Genomic DNA, 23,888 nt, shown 5'->3' on the forward strand with positions numbered 1-23,888 from the left:
AATTAACATTCGCTCTTTTTAGCGAATGTTAATTCTTGCTATCTAAATATCCTTGAAGGATCATAACAGCCGCCATTTTATCAATAACCTTTTTACGCTTTTTACGACTTACATCCGCTTCAATGAGCATTCGCTCTGCAGCCATTGTGGTTAAACGTTCGTCCCAGAGCTTTACAGGTAAATGAAAGGAATCTTCCAGTAGCTTTTTATAATTCTCGGAAGCTTCGCCACGAGGACCGACCGTATTGTTCATGTTTTTCGGATAGCCTACTACAAATTCTGTAACAGCATATTCTTTAACAAGTTCTTTTATACGTTCGATGCCAAAATCGCCTGTTTCTTCGTTTATTTGTATCGTTTCTATACCTTGCGCTGTCCATCCTAAGGCATCACTAATTGCAACGCCTACGGTTTTGGAACCAACGTCTAAACCCATTACTCTCATATACCTATTATGCCTCGTTATTCTTCTTAATATAAAATTTTACGAGCTCTTCAATAATTTCATCACGTTCAAGCTTGCGTATTAAGTTTCTTGCATCCTGATGGCGAGGGATGTATGCCGGATCACCAGATAAAAGATAACCTACAATTTGGTTAGTAGGATTATACCCTTTCTCTTCTAGTGAAGAGTACACCTTCAACATCACTTGCTTTACTTCTTGTTCCATTGACTCTTCTGGAAAACTGAATTTCATTGTTTTATCAAACGAACTCAAGACCAGCACCTCGCTTTCAGTAATAAGGAGATGTTAACGGAAAAACATCTCTATTCTCTTTATTATAACCGATAAACCATTTCAATCAAATATCAGGATGGAATTCTGACCATATTTTGTAACAGAAAGAAAATATTTTTAAATGGATTTAACGTAATCATACACAGAAACTAGCGCTTCATCAAGTTTTGATGCATTTTTCGCACCTGCCATCGCCATATCCGGACGACCGCCACCTTTACCGTCACACGCTTCTGCCACTGATTTCACAATATTTCCTGCGTGATATTTTCCTCCGACAATATCTTTTGTTACACCAGCACATAACATGACTTTGTCGCCATCAACTGCGCCAAGTACAATAACAGCTTTTTCTAGTTTACCTTTTAAATCATCCATCATTTGACGAAGTTGATTGTTGTCTTTCGCTTCTACTTTTGTTGATAGTACTGTAATATCGCCAATTTTTTGTGCAGCATCTAGTACAGAAGCAGCTTGTGCATTCGCAATTTTTTGGGATAATGCTTCATTTTCTCGTTGTTGTTCTTTTAATTCTTGCTGTAAAGTTTCAACACGTGCTACTAAGTCTTTAGGATTCGCCTTTAATAAAGCGGCGGATTGTTCTAAAATACGTTGTTCTTCTTTTACTGCTTCGAATGCCGCTTTACCAGTAACCGCCTCAATTCGACGTGTTCCAGCCCCTATACCACCTTCAGAAACGATTTTAAATAAACCAATTTCAGAAGTACGTTTTACATGGATACCGCCGCAAAGTTCAATCGAATAATCACTTACTTGAACAACACGAACAATATCTCCGTATTTTTCACCGAATAGTGCCATCGCTCCGATTGCTTTTGCTTCAGCAATTGGCATCTCTTCAATGACTACTTCAATATCATCCCAAATTTTTTCGTTTACAATACGTTCAATTTTTTCTAACTCTTCTTTTGTAGCAGGGCCAAAGTGGGAGAAGTCAAAACGTAAACGGTCTGGCCCTACATAAGAACCAGCTTGGTTAACATGATCTCCTAGAACATCTTTTAATGCTCGTTGCATAATATGTGTAGCTGTATGATTTTTTACTACAAGATTACGTTCATCCCGATCCACCATTGCTGTAACAACATCATCCACACGCATTTCACCTGATTCTACAACAACGGTATGAAGCGGTTGACCGTTCGGTGCCTTTTGAACATCTTTTACAAAAGCTGTAAATGAATCATTAGAAATTTTACCATGGTCAGCTACTTGTCCACCCATCTCCGCATAAAAAGGTGTTTCTGCTAAAAGGACAAGAACTTCTTCACCTTCTGAAGCATATTCCGCCATTTGACCATTTGAAACGATTGCAACGACTTTCGTTTCAGTTTGTAACGTTTCATAACCTACAAAATTCGATTCTTGCGTTAAATTGGCTAATATTTCAGATTGAACTTGCATGGAATCGACATCCGCTCGAGCTGCGCGGGCACGTTCCCTTTGTTCATCCATCGCTTTTTCAAAGCCTTCTAAATCCACTGTCATACCAGCTTCTTGTGCATATTCCTCCGTTAATTCTACTGGGAAGCCATAAGTATCATATAAACGGAATGCATCACTACCAGGAATAACATTATTTCCAGCAGCTTTTTCTTTCTCAATTACTTCAGACAGAATAGCTAAACCACCATCAAGGGTTTCATGGAAGCGATCTTCCTCGTTTTTAATAACCCGCTCGATAAATTCTCTTTTTTCTTTTACTTCTGGATAGAAATCTTGCATAATTTCGCCAACAGTAGAAACTAATTTAAACATAAACGGTTTATCAATACCGATTTGTTTTGCATATCTTACTGCACGTCGTAATAGTCGGCGCAATACATAACCGCGTCCTTCATTTGAAGGAAGAGCACCATCTCCAATTGCAAAAGCAACGGTACGAATATGGTCAGCAATCACTTTAAATGGTGTATTTACATCCTCTTCACTACCGAAAATTTCTTTTAAATCGATTTCGCCTGGGCGTTTATAGGAACGGTTTGCGAATTCTTCAATTTTTTCAATAATCGGCATAAATAAATCCGTATCAAAGTTAGTTGGAACATTCTGTACAACGGATGCCATACGTTCTAACCCCATACCTGTATCAATATTTTGTTTAGGTAGCGGTGTGTATGTTCCATCTGGGTTATGATTAAATTGTGAAAATACTAAGTTCCATATTTCTAGATAACGTTCATTTTCTCCACCAGGATATAATTCTGGATCGTTTTCATCATTACCGTATTCAGGGCCACGGTCGTAGAAAATTTCAGAGTTTGGACCAGATGGACCTTCTCCGATATCCCAGAAGTTCCCTTCAATACGAATTAAACGTTCTTCCGGAATGCCGATTTCATTTTTCCAAATATCATATGCTTCTTGGTCTTCTGGATGAATCGTAATCGATAAAAGTTCAGGATCAAAGCCCATCCATTTTGGATCAGTTAAAAACTCCCATGCATAATGAATTGCTTCTTTCTTAAAGTAATCACCAATTGAGAAGTTTCCTAACATTTCAAAAAACGTATGGTGACGAGCTGTTTTCCCTACATTTTCAATATCATTTGTACGAATAGATTTTTGTGCATTCGTAATACGTGGATTGTCAGGAATGACACGACCATCGAAATATTTTTTTAACGTGGCAACCCCTGAGTTAATCCATAGTAAAGATGGGTCATTAATTGGCACTAGTGGTGCAGATGGTTCTTGAGCATGACCTTTTTCAATGAAAAATTCTAAATACTTGCGACGAATTTCTGATGCTTTCATCTTCCAATATACCTCCAATAAATGAATAAATTTGTTAACATGATGGTGTTCCAGTGTACCTTTCAAAAACGATGGAATAATTAATAAGACCAATGTTTAATCCAAATAAAAAAGTCTTCATCCCACAAAGGGACGAAGACTATAGCTCGCGGTACCACCCTAATTTATAAGTTAGCTTCATATAGCTGAAATGACTAGAGCAAACTTATATCTCAAGCACTGTAACGTAAGTGAACGGCAGGGATTAGCTGCACTCTGGAGTAGCTTTCCGTAACTGTTTAACGCAAGATTCTTTCAGCCAAGGAATCCTTTTCTGTTCGTATACAGTAACGTACTTGTTCCATCATCGTGTTTCATATATTCTGTTCTAAATTATATGAAAAGGGGTGCCTTATGTCAATTATAACTATTTTCTTCAACTTTTACTCATATCGATAAACATTCCAAAAACCAATATCCTCAAAACCTAATCGTTTATAAATTTTACCAGCATCCGGATTGTCATAAAATAAACAAAGTTCCTTCCCTTCTTTTAACAAATCTTGACATAACTTAATCATACAATCCGTTGCAAGTCCCTGCCGTTTATATTGTTTCTTTGTTGCCACAGCAACAATCATGGCAGAGGAACTATTTTCTGCCGTTGTGGAAGCAGTTGTGGCCATTTCACCGTTCACTCGAATGAAATACGTTCTACCGGTTTTATTTTCAAGCGTCCTTCTTTTCGACTCAATTGTTATGTTTGCATGCTGAAATTCAGGAACACCTTTTAAAAGAGCTACAAGTTCTTCTAATTCTTTTACGTTTAAAACTTCGACAGACTCCAGTTCATCCTTTGTTTTAGAAACTTTTAAACGTTGGCATTTAGCATAATAAAATGAATTACTGCTTTTCATATTTTTTACTACTAGTGATTCTAATTTTTCTACAATTGGTTTCAAACCAGATAAATCAGTCATTTTCGGGTCACCATTGATAATGGAAGCAATTTCTTCCCAATTGATATCGCCTTCAGCATACGGTATGTAATTTCCTTCATATTTTAATAGAACTGCCATCAACTCGCCATACTCATTGAATTGACCTCAAACAGTTTGAAACTCTGTCTCAAAACCATACGCTTCAATATCTCCAATGATAAATAAATTTTCGGCTGGCTTTTTTAGAACAAAGTTCATCACCTTTTCTCTATCTTTTTCTGTTAATTTTCTAATCACCTTATTCACCTACTTCTCCCAATCTAAATTATTAAGAAACTATCATATACGAATGAAACTTTCAACCAATTAAAAAACTTCTGAAAACAAATCGAATAACATATATTGTTTTGTTAAGGGGACTACCTTATAGATTGGAGCGAATACATAGTGGACTTATTATCTGTTGAATTTTTCACCGCTTTACTTTCTATTATTTTCATCGATTTAGTTCTTGCTGGCGACAATGCTTTATTAATTGGACTAGTTGCCAAAAACTTACCTAAAAACCAGCAAAAGAAAGTCATTTTTTGGGGAACTTTTAGTGCCATCTTCGTACGAATTGTCTTAACATTAGTCGCTGTTAAATTATTAGAAATTGACGGATTATTGTTAATTGGTGGTGTATTGTTACTATATATTTCTTACAAACTACTTCTTACCGAAGAAGAAATCAATGTTAAACAAACGAAAAAGAATTTTTGGGGAGCTATCGGGACCATTCTTTTAGCCGATTTATTAATGGGAGTAGATAATATTATTGCAGTAGCCGGAGCTGCCCATGGAAATATTTTGCTCGTAGCCATTGGATTAATCGTTTCGATTCCGATTGTTGTTTGGGGAAGTACCGTTGTAACAAAATTAATGGAACGTTTTCCTATTATTATTGTTTTAGGCGCAGCGGTATTAGCATGGACATCTTCTAAAATGATTTCAAAGGATGCTTATATGGCTCCCCTATTCCCATCTCAAATGGCTATTTACACATTTGAAGTTCTTCTTGTCGTTGTCGTAATTACTTTTGGATTACTAACGAAATATTTTATAAAACTGCGAAAAGTCGCCCCTAAATAGGGACGACTTTTATATTTGATACGCTTTTTTTGAAAGTAAAATGATGATGATTGCTGGAATCGTGAAAATGGTCATTCCTAAAAATGCAAGACCCGGCGTAATATCGTATAAATATCCTCCGAATAATGTTAAAACTGCCGCACTTAAGCTTGTTGCCAAGGCGGAATACAACCCTTGCGCATTGGCAATTTGTTGTTTTGGTAAACTTTTCGTAATGTATTGGATGAAGGCATAATGGGCCATTGCAAAGGAAACCGAATGTAATGTTTGGGAAAAAATAAATGCCCCAACATTTGGAAATACAAAAATGATGATCCATCTTAATGTAGAACCAATTGCTGCAATGAAAAATAAAGTTGAAATTTTCTTATTAGCAAAGAGACGGTCCGCTATTAAAAAGAATAAAATTTCAAATAGGACTGCTACGTTCAAAATCATACCAATATAAAACGTATTTACTTGTAAGTATTGTTGTAAATAAATGTAACTATAATTGTAGTAGGATGCTAAAGAACCTTGTAAAAGGATGACGATAATCATGACTACAGGAAAGCCTTTAACTTTCCATAAACTTCTCATAGAAAAGGCTCGACTTCGATCTTCTACTGTCGGTTTAGCTAATAACACTTCCGGCGTAGGCATAATTTGAAGAATTAACATAATCATTAAATAGCCAATCATTGCCCATAAAATCACCTTTTCCCCTACATAGCCTATCATCACACTTAGAATTAAAACGGAAATGACAAAACCGATAGAACCATAGGATCGGCTTTTACCGTAATGTATCTTTGTTTGCTGAACAAGGGTAGAAGCACTACTTTCGATAGCCGGTAATAACGAAGGATAAAATAAACTAAAAATCAATGTAATGGCAAATAAAGCTGGAAAGGTATTAAAAGGTACGTATAATAGTGCCGCTATTAAGGAACTAATTACTAACAATAGCGTTAATTTTTTATCACTAAAATATTTCGAAGCAAAGGGATAAATAAACATCGTTGAAAATGCTCTGGCGACTAAACCAAAACCCATAATAAAACTTACTTCTTGAACCGTTAATCCTTTAGCACCTGATAACCAACCTGACCAATATTGTAAATATACGCCCCATGTAAAGAAAAATAGAAAGAAATTTTGAGATAACCACCGTTGATTGTTCATAGCCGTGCTGTAACCTCCAATCTATATTGAATAATAGCACGTTGTCATTTAAAATAATGTGAGATATCTCACATTTCCCTTTTGTTGACAATCCGTTTAAAAACAGAATTTACTCTATTTTTTGTTTTGTACTACAAAACTTTGTAATGATTATTGGAGGAATAATGGTGCAATTGATAACAGGAAAACGAAAAGAAGATTACATGAATCAATATTCCTTTCAATCTTTCTTTTCCTTTGATATTTCCCCCTTCGTTCAAGTTTGTGCATTTGAAAAAGGAGAATATATTTTCCAAGAAAGTTCCTTACCTGAATCCCTTTACTACATGGTAGAAGGAAAGGCGAAATTATATGTCACACATAAAAACGGAAAGGTATCGTTAATCAATTTTATTACCTCCCCTAGTTTTATGGGGGAAGTGGAATTATTAAATGCTCAAAAATATACAAAAGGGATTCAAGCTGTAACAAAAACGGTCTGTTTCTCAATTCCTTATAATGCATGTAAACAAAAACTACTAGCTGATTCGGTATTTTTAAGGGAACTTTGCTTATTTTTAGGCAATAAAATGACACAAACGACAAACCGATTTTCTCAAACTCAAGCATATCCCCTTGAAAATCGATTAGCCGCTTTTATTTTAATGTCTTCTGACGATAATTTTTATAAAGAAAAGCATACGGAAATTAGTGAATATTTAGGCGTGTCCTATCGACATTTACTTCACACCTTCGCCCATTTTTGTCAGTCAAACATGATTCGAAAAAGTAATAAAGGCTATGAAATTATTGATAGACAAAAGCTTCAAGAACTTGCACGGGAAGTATAAGAAAAGGGTATTCCAACATTGGAACACCCTTCTTTTTAAGCATATTTTGCAATCGTTTGTTTTAATACTTCATTTAAATTATGTAGATCTTGTTGTGTAATTGTCATTCTTATATTCGTTTCATCCACATCTAACGCTTCTGCTAAAAATCCACCAAAACCTCTCGCTTTTCGGTCTACTTGAAGTAGAATTTCTGCAGACTGAGCTGTTTGAGATAGGAAAACGAGTTCTAACTCATCGAGTCTCCCTCTAAATACTCCGCCAGTTGGAACAAATTCAAATTCTTGAAGGAATGGATAGTTTCGAGCATATTTGTAAGAAGCTTGTTCACAATCTGCTTTTCGTAATCTAAATCCAAGCTGTTGAACTTCATCTAAAATTTTTGACGCTATTTCAGATGGACGAATTTCAATGTAATCCTTATCATCTGAATCAACACCGCTACGAATATCTAATTCTGTTGCAACCCATACTTCTGTTTTCCCAACTGTAATTGGCGTATCATATGGTAATGTAAATGAAAATGGAATTATTTTTGTTTCATTGACATTAATTGTAAATGGTTCACTTACTCGGAATTTTTGAATTGGAGCTTTTGCTGTCACTTTATGATCATCAATTTCTTTAATATATGTTGTGTATAACGTTAAATAGATGGCATCAATACTTTGCTCCACATTACCACCATAAACTTCCACTTCCCCGCGGATGACTTCTCCAGCAACAAAAGATGACTTTTCTAATTTTGTATCTACTTTTGCAGCACCTACACCAATACTTGCTAACATCTTATTAAAAAATGACATTTTCAGCACTCCTACCTTTTTTAATTTCAATCTATATTTGTTTTACGTTACCGATTGAAAAAAGTTTCAATTTTGAGGATACGTTTTTTGTAAAAATTGAATGGATTGACTAATGAGTTGCTTTAATATTTCTTGATCAATATCTGTAAGTTTATTAATATAAACACAACCTTTACCAACCGTATGTTTTCCAAATCTCTCTAATAATGTTTCTCTGTCTGTATCACCAGGGGCAAAATATAAACTAATTTTTGCTTTTCTAGGTGAAAATCCAATAAGAGGAGCATCTCCTTCATGACCCGATGCATATTTGTAATGATAAGAACCAAATCCGATAATACTCGGTCCCCACATTTTCCCTTCAAACCCCGATGTTTCTTCAAAAATTTGCAATAGATGGTAGGCATCTTCCCTTTTCTTCGGACTTTCTACAGATTCAATAAATTCCATTACGCTTTGATTTGTCTTTTTTGTTTTTTGTTCATACTTACCCATAATCGACCACCTTTTAAACCACTTTTCCATATTCATTCCTATTTTAATTTTTCTACGCTCTCAGTAGTATTCCATATGGAGACTATTTTTCCCTTTAAAAAAGGAGTACTAATCCAATAGCACTCCAAATTTCTCTATAAAAACTTCGATTAATATTGATACTTCACATTCAAAGTCGCTTCAACGGTAATCGTACCTGGTTCAATCGGTGTCTCAGAAAGTCGTTGGGTCATTGCAACATTTTTCAATAAAATAGGTCCTCCTGAAGATTCCTCAACGATTTCAATCGGTTGGGGCATATAAGAAAGACGCAAAGAACTAGCGATAGCTAATGCCTTTTCATGGGCATTTTGCAGCGCCAATTGCAAAGCACTATTATAATAGGCCTCTTCATTTCTTAATTTAAATTCAAGTCCCGTTATACGATTGGCTCCACTTTTTATTGCTTGATCAATGACCATTCCGACTTCACTAATGTTATCAACTTCTACTTGAATAGCATTGGATACTTCGTAGCCTCTAAACACTTGCTTCCCTTCAATATAGTCGTAGCGGGGGAAAATATTAAAATAAGCCGTTTGAATATTTTGGCGTTCAATATTTAAAGCCAATAGAGCTTCTATAACCTGGTTCATTTTATTAGCATTTTCAGTTTGGACTTCCGTAATATTTTCTCCTTGAGTCACCACTTCAATTTGCAGTTGGGCATAATCTGGTTTTACTTCAATCTGACTATTTCCAACGACTGAAATCACCCGTACTTTGTAAGAAGGATGTTGATAAACATTTAAATGATCCAACTAATACCACCTTCCCTTTTCACATAGAACTACTATATGCATGGGAGGTAGGAATTTTGTCTAATTATAAATTATTCATTTAAATTAAGTTGCCATGAAATACCGAAAGGATCTTGTACCCAACCAAATTTCTTACTAAACCCATAACCATCTAATGGCATTAAAACTTGTCCATTTTTCGATAACTTCGCAAAGGCTTCCTCAAGCTCTTGTTCTGAATCACATTCAACAAACATCGAAAAAGACGGTGTAAAGGTGAATTCATGAGTAATGACACTATCATGACAGTAAAAGGTTTGGCCATGAATGGAAATGACTGCATTGGCAATTTTCCCTTTGTGACTTGGTTGTTCCTCCCCATACTTTGTTAGTGAAACAATATTTGTATCTTGAAATACGGTTATATAAAGATGAATTGCTTCTTCAGCTTGGCCTTGAAACATGAGGAAGGGTGTAAGTTTTGTCATTATAATACTCCTTTACTTTTCGTCGTCCTCTAGAAAGTGATACGGGGTTACTCCATCCATTCCGATTAGTGGATGAATATAAGGTGCCGTTTCCATATTTAATATAGGTGCTACAACTTCTCCGTTTACATAAAAAGCTGCTTGCTGTTCATCAACTTCTTTTAATTGCTTTACGTCTTGGGAAGAATCATTATCCTTTAATTGCTCTTCCTTCGTCATACTTTCCTCTGGATTTAACCTTACTTTTAACGTCGTTAAACGCATTAAATCATCGGTTTTCGAAAGTCCATTAGCAAAGACATCCGGTTCACCACAAAGAATTAGAAAGTTTTTCGCCCGAGTAATGCCGGTATATAAAAGATTCCGACGGAGCATTTTGGAATAACTTCTAACGATCGGCATAATCACTGTTTGGAATTCACTTCCTTGGGATTTATGAATAGAGCAGCAATAGGCAAGGGTTATTTGATTTAAATCACTTCGCTGATAAGTCACTTCATTCCCATCGTAGGAAACGACTAGTAAATCTTGTTTTTCCACTGTTTCCTTAGCCCGCATTATGGCAATTACTTCGCCCATATCCCCATTAAAAATATTACTTTCCGGTTGATTGACAAGTTGTAAAACTTTATCACCTATACGGTAAACGACATCACCAAATACGAGTTCTTTTCTCGTACCATTTTCGTTTGGATTAACTAATTCTTGAATCTTTTTATTTAACATATCAATTCCCGCAGGACCTTTGTACATAGGTGCTAAAACTTGTATATCTCGAATAGACTGTCCCTTTGCAAGGGCACTTTTCACAACTTGAGTAACGACACTAGCAATTTGATCTGCCGATGCTTTTATAAAGGAGCGATCCGTCGTTTTATTGGAAAGGGTATTTGGTATATCTCCTTTTTTAATTTGATGGGCAAGTTCAATAATCGTAGATCCTTCCGCTTGTCGGTAAACGTCAGTTAATTCTACAGTTGGTACTTGCTTTGAAGCCAATAAGTCTTTTAACACTTGGCCAGGGCCTACTGGTGGTAGTTGATCCTGATCCCCAACAAATACTACTTGAACGTCTTTGCTTAAAGCTTTTAATAGTTGATGGGCTAACCAAGTATCAACCATGGACATTTCATCGATGATGACAAGACGTCCCTCTACTTCCCGTTCCGTTTCTTCCTCTTTTTCTTGGCCGTTAAATCCAAGCAAGCGATGGATCGTCATTGCTGGCAAATCCGTTGACTCGGCTAATCTTTTTGCCGCTCTCCCAGTCGGAGCTGCTAAAACAATAGGGAAAGGCTCTTCTTTTTTTGCATAATCTTTCGGGTTTAGCGATAACCCGTGAAGTTCAGCATATACTTCCACTAGTCCTCGAATTACCGTCGTTTTCCCCGTACCAGGTCCTCCAGTTAAAATCATGACAGAGGAATTTAAAGCACATTCAATCGCTTTTGCTTGAGTTTCAGCATAGGAAACCTCTAGTCGTTCTTCTACTTCACCAATAGCTTTTCGAACTTCATCCTTTGAAAATCTTTCTTTTTCATTTTGATTTAATAATTCTAGTATTTTCGAAGCGATGCCAATCTCACTAAAATATAAAGAAGGTAAGTAAATTCGTGTTTCTTCCCCACAAATTTTATCTTCCTCTCGCATTTCAATAATTGCCTTTGAAATTACATCATAAGGAATTTCCTGTGGTTGGCTTTGTTCAAGAATAGATTTTACATGGGGTAAAACTTGTTCTGCATCTACGTATACATGTCCGTCTGACAATGCTGCATTTGTTAAAACATGAAATATGCAAGCTTTGATCCGATCTGGATGGATTCCTTCAATCCCTAGTTTTCTGCCAAGTTCATCAGCCCGTCCAAAACCTACACCTTCCACATCTTCAATTAAGCGATATGGATTTTCCGTAAGTAGTGATATCGTTTCTTCCCGATAAGTTTGATATATTTTCATAGAAAGTTGAGGACCAAATCCCCATTCATTCAATTGGATCATGACTCGTTCCAAACCTAAATTTTGCTCCAATGTTTGGCGAATCGTTTCTTTTTTTTCTTCGTTCAGTCGCGGTACTGTATCTAATGCGGATGGATCTTCCATAATTCGCTTAATGGCATCCACCCCTAATTGATGAACAATTGTTTCGGCTGTTTTTCGCCCAATTCCAGAAAATAAATCACTTGATAAGTAATTGATAATGCCTTGTTCCGTTGCAGGCACCTCTTTAACAAATGTATCTACTTGAAATTGTTGACCGTATTTCGGATGATTTTTTAAAACCCCTGTAAAACGATATAATTCTTCCTCATTAAGTTTTGGGAAATAGCCGACCACAATAATTTCTTTATCATCATATTGTAAATTCGTTTCTTGTATTTTTACCCGAACAATCGAATACATATTTGTCGCATTATGAAAAATGGACACAATTGGACGGCCAAGAATAAACAATTTATTTACTTCAAATAAATTAAGATTTTCTGCCATCCTAATACTCCTTTTCTTGCCTTTAGTACATTTGATTTTACCATATGTCCCCTTTATGTGTCTTACAAAATCCAAAGGTCCAGTAATCTAACCTCGATATTTTTTAGTACCGATGCTATGATAATTTATAAATTGTTTTGTATATATAGACGAAAAGGTATGGAAGGGACTCGTGATATTAAGTGGAATTTAGACCTTGTATAGATTTACATGATGGACAGGTTAAACAAATCGTAGGAAGCACATTAGGTCATCAAGATCAAAACGTTGTCGAAAATTTTGTCGCAGAACAAGATTCAGCTTATTTTGCCAATATGTTTAAAAAGGACAAGTTAACAGGTGGCCATGTTATTATGCTCGGGTCAGGAAATGAAGAAGCAGCCCTTCTAGCATTGAACACCTATCCGAACGGTTTGCAAGTAGGAGGTGGCATTACAAGTGATAATGCCAAAAAATATATTGAGGCTGGAGCTTCCCATGTTATTGTAACTTCTTATATTTTCCATGATGGTATGCTCGATATGGAGCGATTACAAAAACTGGTGAACACAGTGGGAAAAGAACATATTGTCATTGATTTAAGTTGCCGTAAACGAGATGGTAAGTGGTTTGTTGTGACGGATAAATGGGCGAAATTTAGTCAATTTGAAGTAAATAAACAAACGATTCCATTTATCGAACAATATTGCGATGAATTATTAATCCATGCCGTTGATGTAGAAGGAAAAAGAAGTGGGATGCAAGAAGATTTAATTCAAGATTTAGCAAAATGGACATCCATTCCAACAACCTATGCTGGTGGGGTCCGTTCAATAGCTGATCTTAAAAAATTCAAAGAACTATCAAAGGGTAAATTGCATGTAACTATTGGAAGTGCCTTAAATATATTTGGCGGTGATTTAAGCTACCGGGATGTTATATTATATTGCAATGGAAAATAATAAAAAATCTGCTCGTTCCACGGGGAATATGTAGGATGAAACGCTGAATGCTCATTACTTAATGAATGAAAAAACGTTTTACCTACACCCGTAGAAAAGCAGATTTTTTTAATAAATAAGTTTTATAAGAACATACCTGCGATGGATGCGCTAAGTAAAGAAGCTAATGTACCTGCAATTACAGCCTTTACAGCTAATTTCGCAATGACAGGTCTTCGACTAGGAGCCATTGCACCTAAACCACCAATTAAAATTGCCATTGAGCTTAAGTTTGCAAAACCACATAATGCAAAGCTAACAATCATGACTGTTTTATCTGAAAGATTTGCGATTTCTGGTGCAAAGTTTGAATAAGCTACAAATTCATTTAAAACTAATTTTTGTCCAATGAATGAACCTGCTTGTACAGCTTCAGACCATGGTACCCCTATTGCAAAAGCAATTGGTGAGAAAATATAACCTAAAATTCCTTCTAAGGTAATTCCGTCAAATCCAAAAATACTACCAATACCACCGATAATCCCGTTAATTAAGGCAATAAGAGCGATAAATGCTAGTAACATCGCACCAACATTAACAGCAAGTTTCATTCCGTCACTCGCGCCACGAGCTGCAGCATCAATGACATTTACTGAATCTGAATCTTTTGCTAACGTAAAAGCAGAATCATCGACTTCTTCAGTTTGTGGAATCATCAGTTTCGCTAATACTAATCCTGCTGGAGCGGCCATAAAACTTGCAGCAATTAAGTATTCTAACGGTACCCCTAATAATGAATATCCAACAAGAACAGAACCTGATACAGATGCTAACCCACCTGTCATAACAGCAAACAGCTCAGATTTTGTCATTTTCCCTAAAAAAGGACGGATGACTAAAGGTGCTTCTGTTTGACCAACAAAAATATTTGCCGCTGCGTTAACAGATTCCGCTTTACTTGTCCCTAAAACTTTTGACAGTGCACCACCAATAATTTTAATGACAAATTGCATAATTCCTAAATAATACAATACGGAAATTAACGAAGAGAAGAAAATAATAATCGTCAATACGCTCAGAGCAAAAACGGTAGCACCAGTAAAATCAGGATCTGCTAAAGGTCCAAATACGAAAGAGATCCCTTCATTAGCGTAACTAATTAAATTTTGAACAGCCTCTGATATTTTTAATAATACTGTGCGGCCAAATTCCCATTTCAGCACGATAAAGGCAAAGGCTAATTGTATCGCTAAACCGGCAAATACAGTTCTCCAATTAATGGATTTACGGTTGCTTGATATTAAAAAAGCAATAATAAAAATAACTAAAATACCAATAAAACCCCATAAAATATTCATCAAGACACCTACTTCTGTAAAAACTCAAATTTTATCTCAATTATTACTCGACAAAGACCGATAATTAAAATATACGTAATATAGTATCAAATGAATGTAGAAATCATGAAATAAAAAATTATTCAAAGTTTTCATAGTTCACACAGTATTTTAAAAAGGCAGAAAAGTGGTATTTCTATTTCGACCTTATTATTTATCTAAATCATGATTTCATTCCACTTAATGACTATTTGCTAAATAAAAAAGTCGACCTTTTTTGGTCGACTTTTCCATCCTTTAATTAAACCTTTGACTAATCATATCATAAATATATTTCGCTTGATCAAAATTCGGTTCTATCGTATATGCTTCTTTTAAATGCTCCATCGCTTTTTCAGTATCCTCAGTAGCTACCGCATATAATACCCCAATATTATAATGGGCATCTGCATTTTTTGGATCTTGATCAAGAACAAATTGTAATTCTCCCTTTGCAACATCAAACATTTCCAATGAGCAAAGTAAAATACCATAAGATAATCTTATTTGTAAGTCGTTAGGGGCAAGTTCAGCTGCACGTTGCATATAAGGTAACGCTAGTTTAAATTTTTCATCCCGTTCAAAGGATTTCCCTAACATATAATAAGCATCTGCACCTTGAATTCCTAGGTCAATGGCCTTTTGGTATAGTTTCGCAGCTTCGATAAATCTTTCCGAATTGTAATATAAATTGGCTAATCCATAGTATGCTGTAGCCGTTGTTTCATCAACGGTAATTGCTTTTTGGAAAAAACGTTCTGCTCGTTCATTGTCATTCATCGCAGCAAGTAAGTTACCAAAATTCACATAACCAATCGGATCATCCGGATTATTTTCAATTGCTTCCGTAAAAGCTTTCGCTGCATCTTCATACCGTTTTTCTTGGAAAGCAAGTATTCCCTTTTCATTAAAATCCAAATTTCTCACCTCTTAAAACTAGGCTTACCGTCATCTCTTGACGATAAGCCTGAGTAGCACTTATATAGTATTTCATTCTTTCGTTTCATGAAAACAATCAAAACGATTACTTTATTTGCGTTTGTCATCCTACATAAGTTAATTTTTCACTATCTTTAAACACTTCATCAATTGTACCGCCACCGAGACATTCTTCCCCATTATATAAAACAACAGCTTGTCCAGGTGTAATAGCTCTTACAGGTTCTGCAAAAGTAATATGAGCTCGACCATCTTCTAATAGTTCAACTTCCACCGGCGTATCATCTTGACGATAACGGAATTTTGCTGTGCAACTAAATTTAGAAGGCTTTGGTTGATCGGAGGTAAAACTCATTTTCACAGCATTTAATGATGTGGAATAGAGGGCATCGTGATGGAAACCTTGACCAACATACAACACATTTCGTTGTAAATCTTTCCCTAGTACAAACCAAGGATCACCGTCTCCTCCAATACCTAAACCGTGGCGTTGACCAATTGTATAATACATTAAGCCATCATGAGTTCCCATAACACGACCATCAAAAGTTTCCATTTTACCTGGTTGGGCAGGTAAATATTGACTTAAAAATTCTTTAAAGTTCCGTTCGCCGATAAAGCAAATCCCTGTCGAATCTTTTTTCTTTGCAGTAGCTAATCCTGCTTCTTCCGCAATTTTACGAACTTCCGGTTTTGCTATATCGCCAATTGGGAACATAACATGTTTTAATTGCTCTTGAGATAGTTGATTTAAGAAATATGTTTGATCTTTATTGTTATCAACACCGCGCAGCATCAACACTTCTCCGTCCCGTTCTTCCACTCGGGCATAATGACCTGTCGCTAAATAATCCGCCCCTAATTTCATCGCATGATCTAGGAAAGCTTTAAATTTAATTTCTTTATTACACATAACATCTGGGTTTGGTGTACGACCTGCTTTATATTCTTCTAAAAAGTAGGTAAATACTTTATCCCAATATTGTTTTTCAAAATTAACCGCATAATAAGGGATTCCAATTTGATTACATACTTTGATTACATCATCGTAATCTTCTGTAGCTGTACATACACCAAATTCGTCTGTATCATCCCAGTTTTTCATAAAAATCCCGATTACGTCATATCCTTGTTGCTTTAATAAATAGGCAGCAACAGAGGAATCAACCCCACCTGACATTCCAACAACAACGCGGATTTGTGATGGGTCTCTTGTTTCTACCATTGTCGTTTCACCTTTTCTCTATTAGTTCGCAAGTCTTTTTACAATTGCTGCTGTTCGACGAGCTGCCTCTTCAATTAACTCCTTCGTCAAACCTAATCCAAAACTAAAACGAATAGAATTACGTAGCTCAGCAGCATCTTTTCCAAACATAGCAACGAGTACATGGGATGGATCAATAGATCCTGCTGTACAAGCAGAACCGCTTGATGCATAAACACCCGCCATATCTAAATTAACTAAAAAGGACTCTACTTCCATCCCTTTAAAGCTAATATTTAACACATGCTGTAATACATGTTCCTTATTTCCATTTACTTTATATTGAATACTTTCTTCGTCTAAAATTTGTAAAAATAGTTGACGAAATTGTTGTAATTGCTCATTCTTTGTTTCCATTTCCCGTTGAGCAATTTCGACTGCCTTTGCGAATCCAACGGCAGCTGGAACATTTTCTGTACCTGCTCTTCTTTTCTTCTCTTGAGAGCCTCCAAAAAATGTTGCCACTAATGGGGTGCCAGTTCGTTGATATAAAAAACCAATCCCTTTAGGACCATTTAATTTATGACTTGATACGCTTAGTAAATCAACTTGTAATTGATCAACGTCCAATTTTTCGATGCCAAAAGCTTGGACTGCATCCGTATGGAAAATCGCCTGATGGTCCTTTAATAATTCACCAATTTCTGCAATCGGTTGAATTGTTCCAACCTCATTATTGCCATACATAATTGTAACTAATATCGTATCCTCTCGAAGCTCATTTTTAAAAGTTTCCAGCGAAATACGACCACTTTCATCAACTGGTAAATATGTTACATCAAAGCCTTCTTTTTCCAACTTTTCACATGCATTTAATACAGCATGGTGTTCAATTTGCGTTGTGATAATGTGTTTTCCCTGATGCTTCAAACTATTTACAACGCCAAAAATAGCCGTGTTATCCGCCTCAGTTCCACCACTCGTAAAAATGATTTCTGTATCTTTTGCACCGATTGCCTTTGCAAGTATAGTACGAGCATCATCTAATACCTTTCGCGCTTGTCTACCTGCTGTATGAATGCTAGAAGGGTTTCCATAGGTTTGTTCAAAAGCTGATGCCAGCGCTTGAATGACTTCTGGATGCATAGGTGAAGTCGCTGCATGGTCTAGATATATTGTTTCCATTGTCATTAAAAGCTCCTTTAATCTTGAATCCACTTTCGTTTATATTAAATATAAAACATATAACCGTCGAATTCGGTTTCTTCATCGTGTCTTGCTAAATCTTCAATCGAAGTTGTATCAAGGACATTTTTTACAGCATCGCGGATTCGAATCCATAATTGTTGTTGCGGTGCTTCTTCATTTTCAATTCCTTCTACAGGTTGAATTGGTCCTTCTAAAACTTTAATTACATCTGCAGCGGAAATTTTACTTGGTGGTAATGCTAATAAATACCCTCCATAAGCTCCACGGACACTTTTTACTAAACCAGCAATACGAAGGGGAGAAACCAGTTGCTCTAAATAGGCTTCAGATAAATCTTTTTCTGCTGCAATTTGGCGCAATGGAATTGGTCCTTCTCCATAATGTTTTGCTAATTCAATCATAATCGTTAGTCCATATCTACCCTTTGTAGAAATTTTCATTATAACACCTCTATTTTTCTTGTCCATTTCTATGCTCAAGTATATCATATATCCTTTAATTCCACTTGGAAAAGGTCTAATATTAAATATAGTAAAAGGAATCTTTGGAGGATGAAGACATGCAAAACGAACCTTTAGCATTTCGAATGCGACCTCGTAACTTAAATGAAGTCGTCGGACAACAACACATAATCGGAAAAGACACTGCCCTTTATAAAATGATTGAAAATGGTCATGTCCCTTCAATGCTTTTATATGGAGAGCCCGGAATTGGGAAAACCTCCATTGCAAACGCCATTGCTGGTAGTTCGAAACTTCCTTTTTTCTCGTTAAATGCAACCCATGCGGGGAAAAAGGATGTAGAACAAATTGTGTCAGAAGCGCGACTTGTTGGGAAAGTGATTTTATTTCTCGATGAAATTCATCGGTTTAATAAATTACAACAGGATACGTTATTACCCCACGTAGAAAATGGATCCATCATTTTAATAGGAGCTACGACCGAAAATCCTTTTCATGATGTAAATCCAGCCATCCGATCACGTTGTGGGGAAATTCTTCAACTGAAACGGCTCTCTCAAGATGATATCGCTAAGTTAATATCAAACGCCCTTGAAGACGAAGAAAGAGGTTTAGGGAAAATCGATATCGTCATATCTGAGGAACAAATTCAAAAAATAGCCCTCGCTTCAAACGGAGATGCAAGAAAAGCATTAACATTATTAGAATCAATTTATTACGCCTCTGACGAAGTTGATAATAAAACGATTGTTCAAGATCATATTGTAGAACATTTATCGGAACGAATTGGCGTTTATGGTGATAAAGGTGGTTCCCACTTTTATAATTTACTATCTGCCTTGCAAAAATCGGTACGTGGTAGTGATACGAATGCAGCAATTTACTATTTAGCCCATCTTCTCGAAAATGGAGATTTAATCGCTGTTTGTAGAAGACTTCTTGTCATGGCATATGAGGATATCGGATTAGCAAATTCAGCAGTTGGCGCCCATGTTTATGCTGCAACTGAAGCAGCTAAAACTTTAGGGCTACCCGAGGCTCGCATCCCATTGGCCAACGCAGTTATTGAAATGTGTTTATCGCCGAAATCTAATTCTGCCTACTCTGCATTAGATGCGGCAATTTCTGCAATTCACGAAGGTAAAACGGGAGAAATTCCGCTCCACCTCCGGGATGGTCATTATGCAGGAGCGAAAACGTTGGGACATGTCGGTTATAAATATCCCCATGATTATCCCCTTGGCACCTTTGGAGGCTGGGTTGATCAACAATATTTGCCAGATAACGTAGCAAATGAAGAATTTTATAAACCTGTTATTGCTGGTGAAGAAAAACGAATGGCTGCTATTTATGATAAATTGAAATCATTTAAAAAAGGAACTTAAAAAAAGAAGTTGCCCCCGACAATGAGGAGCAACTTCTTTTTCCCTATTTTAAAGGCTTTTTGAACTATTACAAAAGTTTTAATTAAAAATTTTTCAAAAGAGGTTGTTATTTGTCTCCATTAAACCCCTTTAGTAATTGTAAATCAAATTCAAACATCAATAGACGACCGACAAGTTGTTCATCGTGTTACTTTGGTTGTTTTTCCTTTTCAACTAATTCAAAAAAAGTAGGGATGCTGTGAAATTTTTTTGTTCTTAATCCTTCTAAAATTTTCGTAACAATTTCTTGTTCCAAATCTTCACGATATCTCGCATCCGTTTGATACAATTCTTTCTTTATTTTCGGCCTTAGAAGTTCCAACAATTCCAATGGAGATATATATTCTTTAATCATAATCACTCCTTGTTTTTTATTAATTCTACTTCCGTCGCCAACTTTTGAATCGTTTGTTCTAGACCTTCAATCTTCTTTTCAAAGCGAAGTAATAAGTAAATCGAGACAGCAATCGGGAAACCAATGTTACTAATTAAGTTAATTAATTGACCCTCATCAAGCATCGATCATTCGCCTCACTTTCGCTAAAGCATTATTTTTTGATTTTGATATTGCTTGTTGCGTGACATTCAATTTTTTACTTATTTCTGTATCGGAATAATTAATAATGAATGATAGATATAAAATGTGCTTTTGTCTCTCGTTTAACGAAAGAATTGCTTTATATAAATTAGGATTTTGAATATGTTGTTCTAAGTCATCTTCAATTTGTTCATAAAAACTTTTTGTTGCAGATTCATCTACGATAAGTTCTTTTAAAGTGATAGACCCTTCGTTATTAGATTCATTGCCTGTACTATCCAAATTTAATACATATCGCTGATCATACTTTCTTCTTTCTATATCAAAGTTGCGAGCGGTATAGTGGATAATTTTTGAGAAATAGGCTACGGCTCGAATGCGAATATAAAATTGGATAAAACGGTCATTAATCATTTGTTTTATACAATCATTCGGTGTACGACAGTATTGTTTATATAATTCCAAATGTTCTGCGTCTGCTAAAAAAGCTTTTAATAATGGGTTCTTAAATTGAATTTCCACTATCATCATCCCTCCTTAACAATAGAACATTTGTTTTATTAAATTATAAAAGGAAACGATAAAAGCCTAAAAGAGTACATATACCATATTCTTGGAATTATTTTTAGAAAATGTTCCTATTATTTCGACCAAATTTGTAAATAACTTTACGAATTTTAAACCGGAAAAACCTAGGACTATTGGAAAGGTAGAATTTTTTGTATGAGGCTATAGATAGTTTAAGAAAATTTTTTACTTTGAGGTGTAATAATTTGTTTAGTTACTTTATAAAGGACAATCTAGCCCAAAAATAACAACCCTTAGAACAACTTTGAACGATAAAAATTATTGAAAAATTGTAAAAAACGCATATGAATAACATATAAATGTTATACGAATAAATAAAATTGCCATTCTTCAATAATTCTTTTCATAAAAAAAGGTAAAATTGCCAAAGCAATTTTACCTTTTTTTATGATTTAACGATTCATGGAATAAGTGGAAAAAGTTTTTATACAATCTATTACTCGATTATTTTGAGCAACAATCATTTTTTCAAATTCCCCATGTTTTCCATTATAAAGTTCTATATTTTCATAACTAGTTGTTACTTCTTTTAAAAATTCAGCATGATCTTCTAAATGGACATCCGGAATACAATTGGCAGCTACCGTTAACAAGTTTAAAATTTCTTTCTTCACATCTCGTCCTAGATTAACTTGTACATGATAGTGAGAAATTGTATGGAAATAAAGTAATTTACATACAACATTCATATATAATACCCAATAAGTATTTTCCTTTGGCAATTCCCCATTCGCCTTTACATAATGATTAAAGTGATTGACTGCACTATTTACTAATTCATCTAAGTTCGTATAAGCTTTCTCCCAATTTTGAGTTGTATCAATATAGTTAAATACAATCTCTTCCATACGGTCATTTAGCTCCACTAAATTTAACGCATTATTTGTCATTGGAACTTTTGTTGACATTTCCATTCCTCCCCTATTCCCCATAAAACTTTAGGTACCCATACTATACCAACATTGTTCTGAAATTTTTTCTTAAAATAAAAATTTACTAAAAAAATGTGATATATATGTGAAATTACTTCATTTTTGAAGATTATTCAACTGCTAATTTCAGAAATTTCATTCCAAAGGCACCGAATTTATTATTTTATTAAAACAATTTTATTCCCGAAGATTGTAATTTATCTATATATTTTGTATATAAATAATGATTTTTTATTTTTTCTTCATTCAACTGATCCATTTTCTCAACTTCGAAAATATTTGATTTCTCATATTTTAATATGTAATTTCTTGACCCGTAAAAGTACCATGTATAGCCGCTATATTCATTTTGAATTACTTCATCGCAATGGAGCGTCAAAAAATGTTTATCATTTAAAACATCAATCATTTTAAAGAACCCTTCGCTCAACTGATAGCTTTTCGTTGAAAAATGATATTCCGGTTCTACAACCTTGTTTGTATCCAATACATGTATTCTTTGAAATTCCCAATCGATCGCTAACTCAACTGTACTTATTTCATCTAATATATTTAAGCCTCTATATTCCAGCTCCGTAAAATTGTCCAATCTACTTTCTCCTTTATATAATTAGGTTTGAAGCTATTTAACATGTAAAAAGGGTAACCCGTATTTTAGGTTACCCAACTATTATAAAGTATTTATTGTTGAACTCGTGTAATTTTTACATCTTTTAATATGTCATTAATGACCCAACTTGCTGCAATTAACCCAGCAACGGAAGGAACAAAGGCATTGGATGAAGGTGGCATTTTAGCTTTTCGTATTTGGGCATTAGGATTTCCTACCTCTTCAACCACATCAGGACGAACAACAATAGGTGATTCATCTGAGAAAACAACCATGACTCCTTTATGAATTCCTTCTTTACGAAGCTTTGTACGAATTACTTTAGCTAACGGATCTGTATGGGTTTTTGAAATGTCGGCAATTTTAAATCGAGTTGGATCCATTTTATTTGCAGCACCCATGCTAGAAATGATTGGAATGTTTCGTTTTAAACATTCTTTCATTAAATGGATTTTATACATTACTGTATCTGATGCATCAATAACATAGTCAATTCCTTGTTCGAAAAATTTTTCATAAGTATCTTCTGTATAGAACATATGCATATCGATTACTTCACAATCAGGATTGATGTCTGCAATTCGTTCTTTCATAATGTGAGATTTAGATTTTCCAACTGTAGAAAGGTACGCTACTAATTGGCGATTTATATTTGTAATATCGACATTATCTTTATCAACTAAAATAATACGTCCGACTCCACTGCGGGCGCATGCCTCTGCAGCAAAAGAACCTACACCACCGATTCCTAATATGGCAACTGTTGTATTGTTTAATTTTTCAAGTCCTTCTTTTCCAATCGCAAGTTCGTTTCTTGAAAACTGATGTAACATATTTTATGCCTCTCAATCTATATTTTACTAATCGGAATTATAACATATAGCCCATTATACTGTAAATTTGTATCGAAACAATCAAAAGTATACGAAAAAGAGATACGCACAAAAATAAAGAGGCTGGGACAAAACCCACCTCTGAAATGAAAAGCCGGTGAAATTTTACGATAAGTAAAATTTCACCGGCTTTGATTATTTTAAATAAAAAATAAGGACCACTTCTGATAAAA

The 23,888-nt window shown here is 35.1% G+C and carries 26 protein-coding genes and 1 other annotated feature; of the genes, 4 read left to right on the top strand and 22 right to left on the bottom strand.

The features are described 5' to 3' along the window. Positions 1-28: 28 nt before the first annotated feature. The 5 genes from ruvX to EC501_RS18755 all read right to left on the bottom strand — a co-directional run bounded on the left by ruvX (position 29) and on the right by EC501_RS18755 (position 4,744). Positions 29-445 (bottom strand): Holliday junction resolvase RuvX, encoded by a 417-nt coding sequence (gene ruvX, locus EC501_RS06025; RefSeq protein ID WP_122971391.1) that lies wholly within the window; start codon positions 443-445, stop codon positions 29-31. Between the two features lie 7 nt (positions 446-452). Then, a complete protein-coding gene (locus EC501_RS06030) occupies positions 453-719 on the bottom strand; it encodes an IreB family regulatory phosphoprotein (RefSeq protein WP_122971392.1) in 267 nt (88 codons plus the stop codon). A gap of 138 nt (positions 720-857) precedes the next feature. Further along, complete coding sequence (alaS, locus tag EC501_RS06035; RefSeq protein ID WP_122971393.1) at positions 858-3,518, bottom strand: alanine--tRNA ligase; 2,661 nt, start codon at positions 3,516-3,518, stop codon at positions 858-860. 125 nt (positions 3,519-3,643) lie between these two features. Continuing rightward, positions 3,644-3,874: a binding site (T-box leader), on the bottom strand. Between the two features lie 66 nt (positions 3,875-3,940). Beyond that, positions 3,941-4,576 (bottom strand): GNAT family N-acetyltransferase, encoded by a 636-nt coding sequence (locus tag EC501_RS06040; protein ID WP_338322889.1) that lies wholly within the window; start codon positions 4,574-4,576, stop codon positions 3,941-3,943. Positions 4,577-4,603: 27 nt separating this feature from the next. Further along, positions 4,604-4,744 carry a hypothetical protein gene (locus tag EC501_RS18755; protein ID WP_338322890.1) on the bottom strand — a complete coding sequence of 47 codons (141 nt, stop codon included), beginning with the start codon at positions 4,742-4,744 and terminating at the stop codon, positions 4,604-4,606. Positions 4,745-4,885: 141 nt separating this feature from the next. Here EC501_RS18755 and EC501_RS06045 point away from each other — a divergent pair, with 141 nt between their 5' ends. Next, positions 4,886-5,569 carry a TerC family protein gene (locus tag EC501_RS06045; protein ID WP_122971394.1) on the top strand — a complete coding sequence of 228 codons (684 nt, stop codon included), beginning with the start codon at positions 4,886-4,888 and terminating at the stop codon, positions 5,567-5,569. 9 nt (positions 5,570-5,578) lie between these two features. On the opposite strand, the gene EC501_RS06050 is transcribed toward EC501_RS06045, so the two are convergent. Beyond that, complete coding sequence (locus EC501_RS06050) at positions 5,579-6,733, bottom strand: MFS transporter (protein ID WP_122971395.1); 1,155 nt, start codon at positions 6,731-6,733, stop codon at positions 5,579-5,581. A gap of 167 nt (positions 6,734-6,900) precedes the next feature. Here EC501_RS06050 and yeiL point away from each other — a divergent pair, with 167 nt between their 5' ends. Next, positions 6,901-7,563: a transcriptional regulator YeiL gene (gene yeiL, locus EC501_RS06055; RefSeq protein ID WP_241559283.1), complete on the top strand. Its 663-nt coding sequence runs from the start codon at positions 6,901-6,903 to the stop codon at positions 7,561-7,563. A 35-nt stretch (positions 7,564-7,598) separates the two neighbouring features. Here the strand turns inward: yeiL and EC501_RS06060 are convergent, their stop codons facing one another. The 5 genes from EC501_RS06060 to recD2 form a co-directional block, all read right to left on the bottom strand. Beyond that, positions 7,599-8,369: a sporulation protein gene (locus EC501_RS06060; RefSeq protein ID WP_122971397.1), complete on the bottom strand. Its 771-nt coding sequence runs from the start codon at positions 8,367-8,369 to the stop codon at positions 7,599-7,601. Between the two features lie 66 nt (positions 8,370-8,435). Next, entirely contained in the window at positions 8,436-8,864 is a 429-nt protein-coding gene (locus EC501_RS06065) for a DUF1801 domain-containing protein (protein WP_122971398.1), read from the bottom strand. Positions 8,865-9,013: 149 nt separating this feature from the next. Continuing rightward, positions 9,014-9,664, bottom strand: a complete 651-nt coding sequence (locus EC501_RS06070) for an SIMPL domain-containing protein (protein WP_122971399.1) — start codon at positions 9,662-9,664, stop codon at positions 9,014-9,016. A gap of 71 nt (positions 9,665-9,735) precedes the next feature. Further along, positions 9,736-10,131, bottom strand: a complete 396-nt coding sequence (locus tag EC501_RS06075) for a VOC family protein (RefSeq protein ID WP_122971400.1) — start codon at positions 10,129-10,131, stop codon at positions 9,736-9,738. Positions 10,132-10,143: 12 nt separating this feature from the next. Next, entirely contained in the window at positions 10,144-12,621 is a 2,478-nt protein-coding gene (recD2, locus tag EC501_RS06080) for an SF1B family DNA helicase RecD2 (protein WP_122971401.1), read from the bottom strand. A 182-nt stretch (positions 12,622-12,803) separates the two neighbouring features. On the opposite strand from recD2, the gene hisA reads away from it, so the two are divergent. After that, positions 12,804-13,562 (top strand): phosphoribosylformimino-5-aminoimidazole carboxamide ribotide isomerase, encoded by a 759-nt coding sequence (hisA, locus tag EC501_RS06085; protein ID WP_122971402.1) that lies wholly within the window; start codon positions 12,804-12,806, stop codon positions 13,560-13,562. 122 nt (positions 13,563-13,684) lie between these two features. On the opposite strand, the gene EC501_RS06090 is transcribed toward hisA, so the two are convergent. The 5 genes from EC501_RS06090 to cymR all read right to left on the bottom strand — a co-directional run bounded on the left by EC501_RS06090 (position 13,685) and on the right by cymR (position 18,709). Continuing rightward, complete coding sequence (locus EC501_RS06090) at positions 13,685-14,899, bottom strand: NupC/NupG family nucleoside CNT transporter (RefSeq protein ID WP_122971403.1); 1,215 nt, start codon at positions 14,897-14,899, stop codon at positions 13,685-13,687. Between the two features lie 276 nt (positions 14,900-15,175). Then, positions 15,176-15,835, bottom strand: a complete 660-nt coding sequence (locus EC501_RS06095; RefSeq protein ID WP_122971404.1) for a tetratricopeptide repeat protein — start codon at positions 15,833-15,835, stop codon at positions 15,176-15,178. Positions 15,836-15,959: 124 nt separating this feature from the next. Beyond that, positions 15,960-17,081 (bottom strand): tRNA 2-thiouridine(34) synthase MnmA, encoded by a 1,122-nt coding sequence (gene mnmA, locus EC501_RS06100; protein ID WP_122971405.1) that lies wholly within the window; start codon positions 17,079-17,081, stop codon positions 15,960-15,962. Between the two features lie 21 nt (positions 17,082-17,102). Next, positions 17,103-18,245, bottom strand: coding sequence for a cysteine desulfurase family protein (locus EC501_RS06105; protein ID WP_122971419.1), 1,143 nt, complete (start codon positions 18,243-18,245; stop codon positions 17,103-17,105). A 44-nt stretch (positions 18,246-18,289) separates the two neighbouring features. Next, a complete protein-coding gene (gene cymR, locus EC501_RS06110; protein WP_122971406.1) occupies positions 18,290-18,709 on the bottom strand; it encodes a cysteine metabolism transcriptional regulator CymR in 420 nt (139 codons plus the stop codon). A 119-nt stretch (positions 18,710-18,828) separates the two neighbouring features. Here cymR and EC501_RS06115 point away from each other — a divergent pair, with 119 nt between their 5' ends. Beyond that, a complete protein-coding gene (locus EC501_RS06115; protein WP_122971407.1) occupies positions 18,829-20,115 on the top strand; it encodes a replication-associated recombination protein A in 1,287 nt (428 codons plus the stop codon). A gap of 187 nt (positions 20,116-20,302) precedes the next feature. Here the strand turns inward: EC501_RS06115 and EC501_RS06120 are convergent, their stop codons facing one another. The 6 genes from EC501_RS06120 to EC501_RS06145 form a co-directional block, all read right to left on the bottom strand. Further along, entirely contained in the window at positions 20,303-20,509 is a 207-nt protein-coding gene (locus tag EC501_RS06120; RefSeq protein ID WP_122971408.1) for a hypothetical protein, read from the bottom strand. Between the two features lie 2 nt (positions 20,510-20,511). Then, positions 20,512-20,673 (bottom strand): YvrJ family protein, encoded by a 162-nt coding sequence (locus EC501_RS06125; protein ID WP_122971409.1) that lies wholly within the window; start codon positions 20,671-20,673, stop codon positions 20,512-20,514. Beyond that, positions 20,666-21,214, bottom strand: a complete 549-nt coding sequence (locus tag EC501_RS06130) for a sigma-70 family RNA polymerase sigma factor (protein ID WP_158599672.1) — start codon at positions 21,212-21,214, stop codon at positions 20,666-20,668. The genes EC501_RS06125 and EC501_RS06130 overlap by 8 nt, the downstream gene beginning before the upstream one ends. 458 nt (positions 21,215-21,672) lie before the next feature. Next, positions 21,673-22,188, bottom strand: coding sequence for a hypothetical protein (locus tag EC501_RS06135; RefSeq protein WP_122971411.1), 516 nt, complete (start codon positions 22,186-22,188; stop codon positions 21,673-21,675). Between the two features lie 190 nt (positions 22,189-22,378). Beyond that, positions 22,379-22,801 carry a hypothetical protein gene (locus EC501_RS06140; protein ID WP_122971412.1) on the bottom strand — a complete coding sequence of 141 codons (423 nt, stop codon included), beginning with the start codon at positions 22,799-22,801 and terminating at the stop codon, positions 22,379-22,381. Between the two features lie 92 nt (positions 22,802-22,893). Further along, complete coding sequence (locus EC501_RS06145; protein WP_122971413.1) at positions 22,894-23,655, bottom strand: tRNA threonylcarbamoyladenosine dehydratase; 762 nt, start codon at positions 23,653-23,655, stop codon at positions 22,894-22,896. Positions 23,656-23,888: the final 233 nt, after the last annotated feature.

It is taken from the genome of Lysinibacillus halotolerans, from assembly GCF_003711845.1.
In the GTDB taxonomy this organism is placed as follows: Bacteria; Bacillota; Bacilli; order Bacillales_A; family Planococcaceae; genus Ureibacillus; species Ureibacillus halotolerans.

Excerpts from the sequence above, each read along its gene's own strand:
- alaS (WP_122971393.1), bottom strand. The coding sequence starts at position 3,518 with ATGAAAGCATCAGAAATTCGTCGCAAGTATTTAGAATTTTTCATTGAA.
- EC501_RS06060 (WP_122971397.1), bottom strand. The coding sequence starts at position 8,369 with ATGTCATTTTTTAATAAGATGTTAGCAAGTATTGGTGTAGGTGCTGCA.
- EC501_RS06065 (WP_122971398.1), bottom strand. The coding sequence starts at position 8,864 with ATGGGTAAGTATGAACAAAAAACAAAAAAGACAAATCAAAGCGTAATG.
- EC501_RS06120 (WP_122971408.1), bottom strand. The coding sequence starts at position 20,509 with ATGATTAAAGAATATATATCTCCATTGGAATTGTTGGAACTTCTAAGG.
- EC501_RS06115 (WP_122971407.1), top strand. The coding sequence starts at position 18,829 with ATGCAAAACGAACCTTTAGCATTTCGAATGCGACCTCGTAACTTAAAT.
- EC501_RS06145 (WP_122971413.1), bottom strand. The coding sequence starts at position 23,655 with ATGTTACATCAGTTTTCAAGAAACGAACTTGCGATTGGAAAAGAAGGA.
- EC501_RS06050 (WP_122971395.1), bottom strand. The coding sequence starts at position 6,733 with ATGAACAATCAACGGTGGTTATCTCAAAATTTCTTTCTATTTTTCTTT.
- EC501_RS06125 (WP_122971409.1), bottom strand. The coding sequence starts at position 20,673 with ATGCTTGATGAGGGTCAATTAATTAACTTAATTAGTAACATTGGTTTC.
- mnmA (WP_122971405.1), bottom strand. The coding sequence starts at position 17,081 with ATGGTAGAAACAAGAGACCCATCACAAATCCGCGTTGTTGTTGGAATG.
- EC501_RS06105 (WP_122971419.1), bottom strand. The coding sequence starts at position 18,245 with ATGGAAACAATATATCTAGACCATGCAGCGACTTCACCTATGCATCCA.
- EC501_RS06135 (WP_122971411.1), bottom strand. The coding sequence starts at position 22,188 with ATGTCAACAAAAGTTCCAATGACAAATAATGCGTTAAATTTAGTGGAG.
- EC501_RS06075 (WP_122971400.1), bottom strand. The coding sequence starts at position 10,131 with ATGACAAAACTTACACCCTTCCTCATGTTTCAAGGCCAAGCTGAAGAA.
- recD2 (WP_122971401.1), bottom strand. The coding sequence starts at position 12,621 with ATGGCAGAAAATCTTAATTTATTTGAAGTAAATAAATTGTTTATTCTT.
- EC501_RS06090 (WP_122971403.1), bottom strand. The coding sequence starts at position 14,899 with ATGAATATTTTATGGGGTTTTATTGGTATTTTAGTTATTTTTATTATT.
- EC501_RS06040 (WP_338322889.1), bottom strand. The coding sequence starts at position 4,576 with ATGGCAGTTCTATTAAAATATGAAGGAAATTACATACCGTATGCTGAA.
- ruvX (WP_122971391.1), bottom strand. The coding sequence starts at position 445 with ATGAGAGTAATGGGTTTAGACGTTGGTTCCAAAACCGTAGGCGTTGCA.
- cymR (WP_122971406.1), bottom strand. The coding sequence starts at position 18,709 with ATGAAAATTTCTACAAAGGGTAGATATGGACTAACGATTATGATTGAA.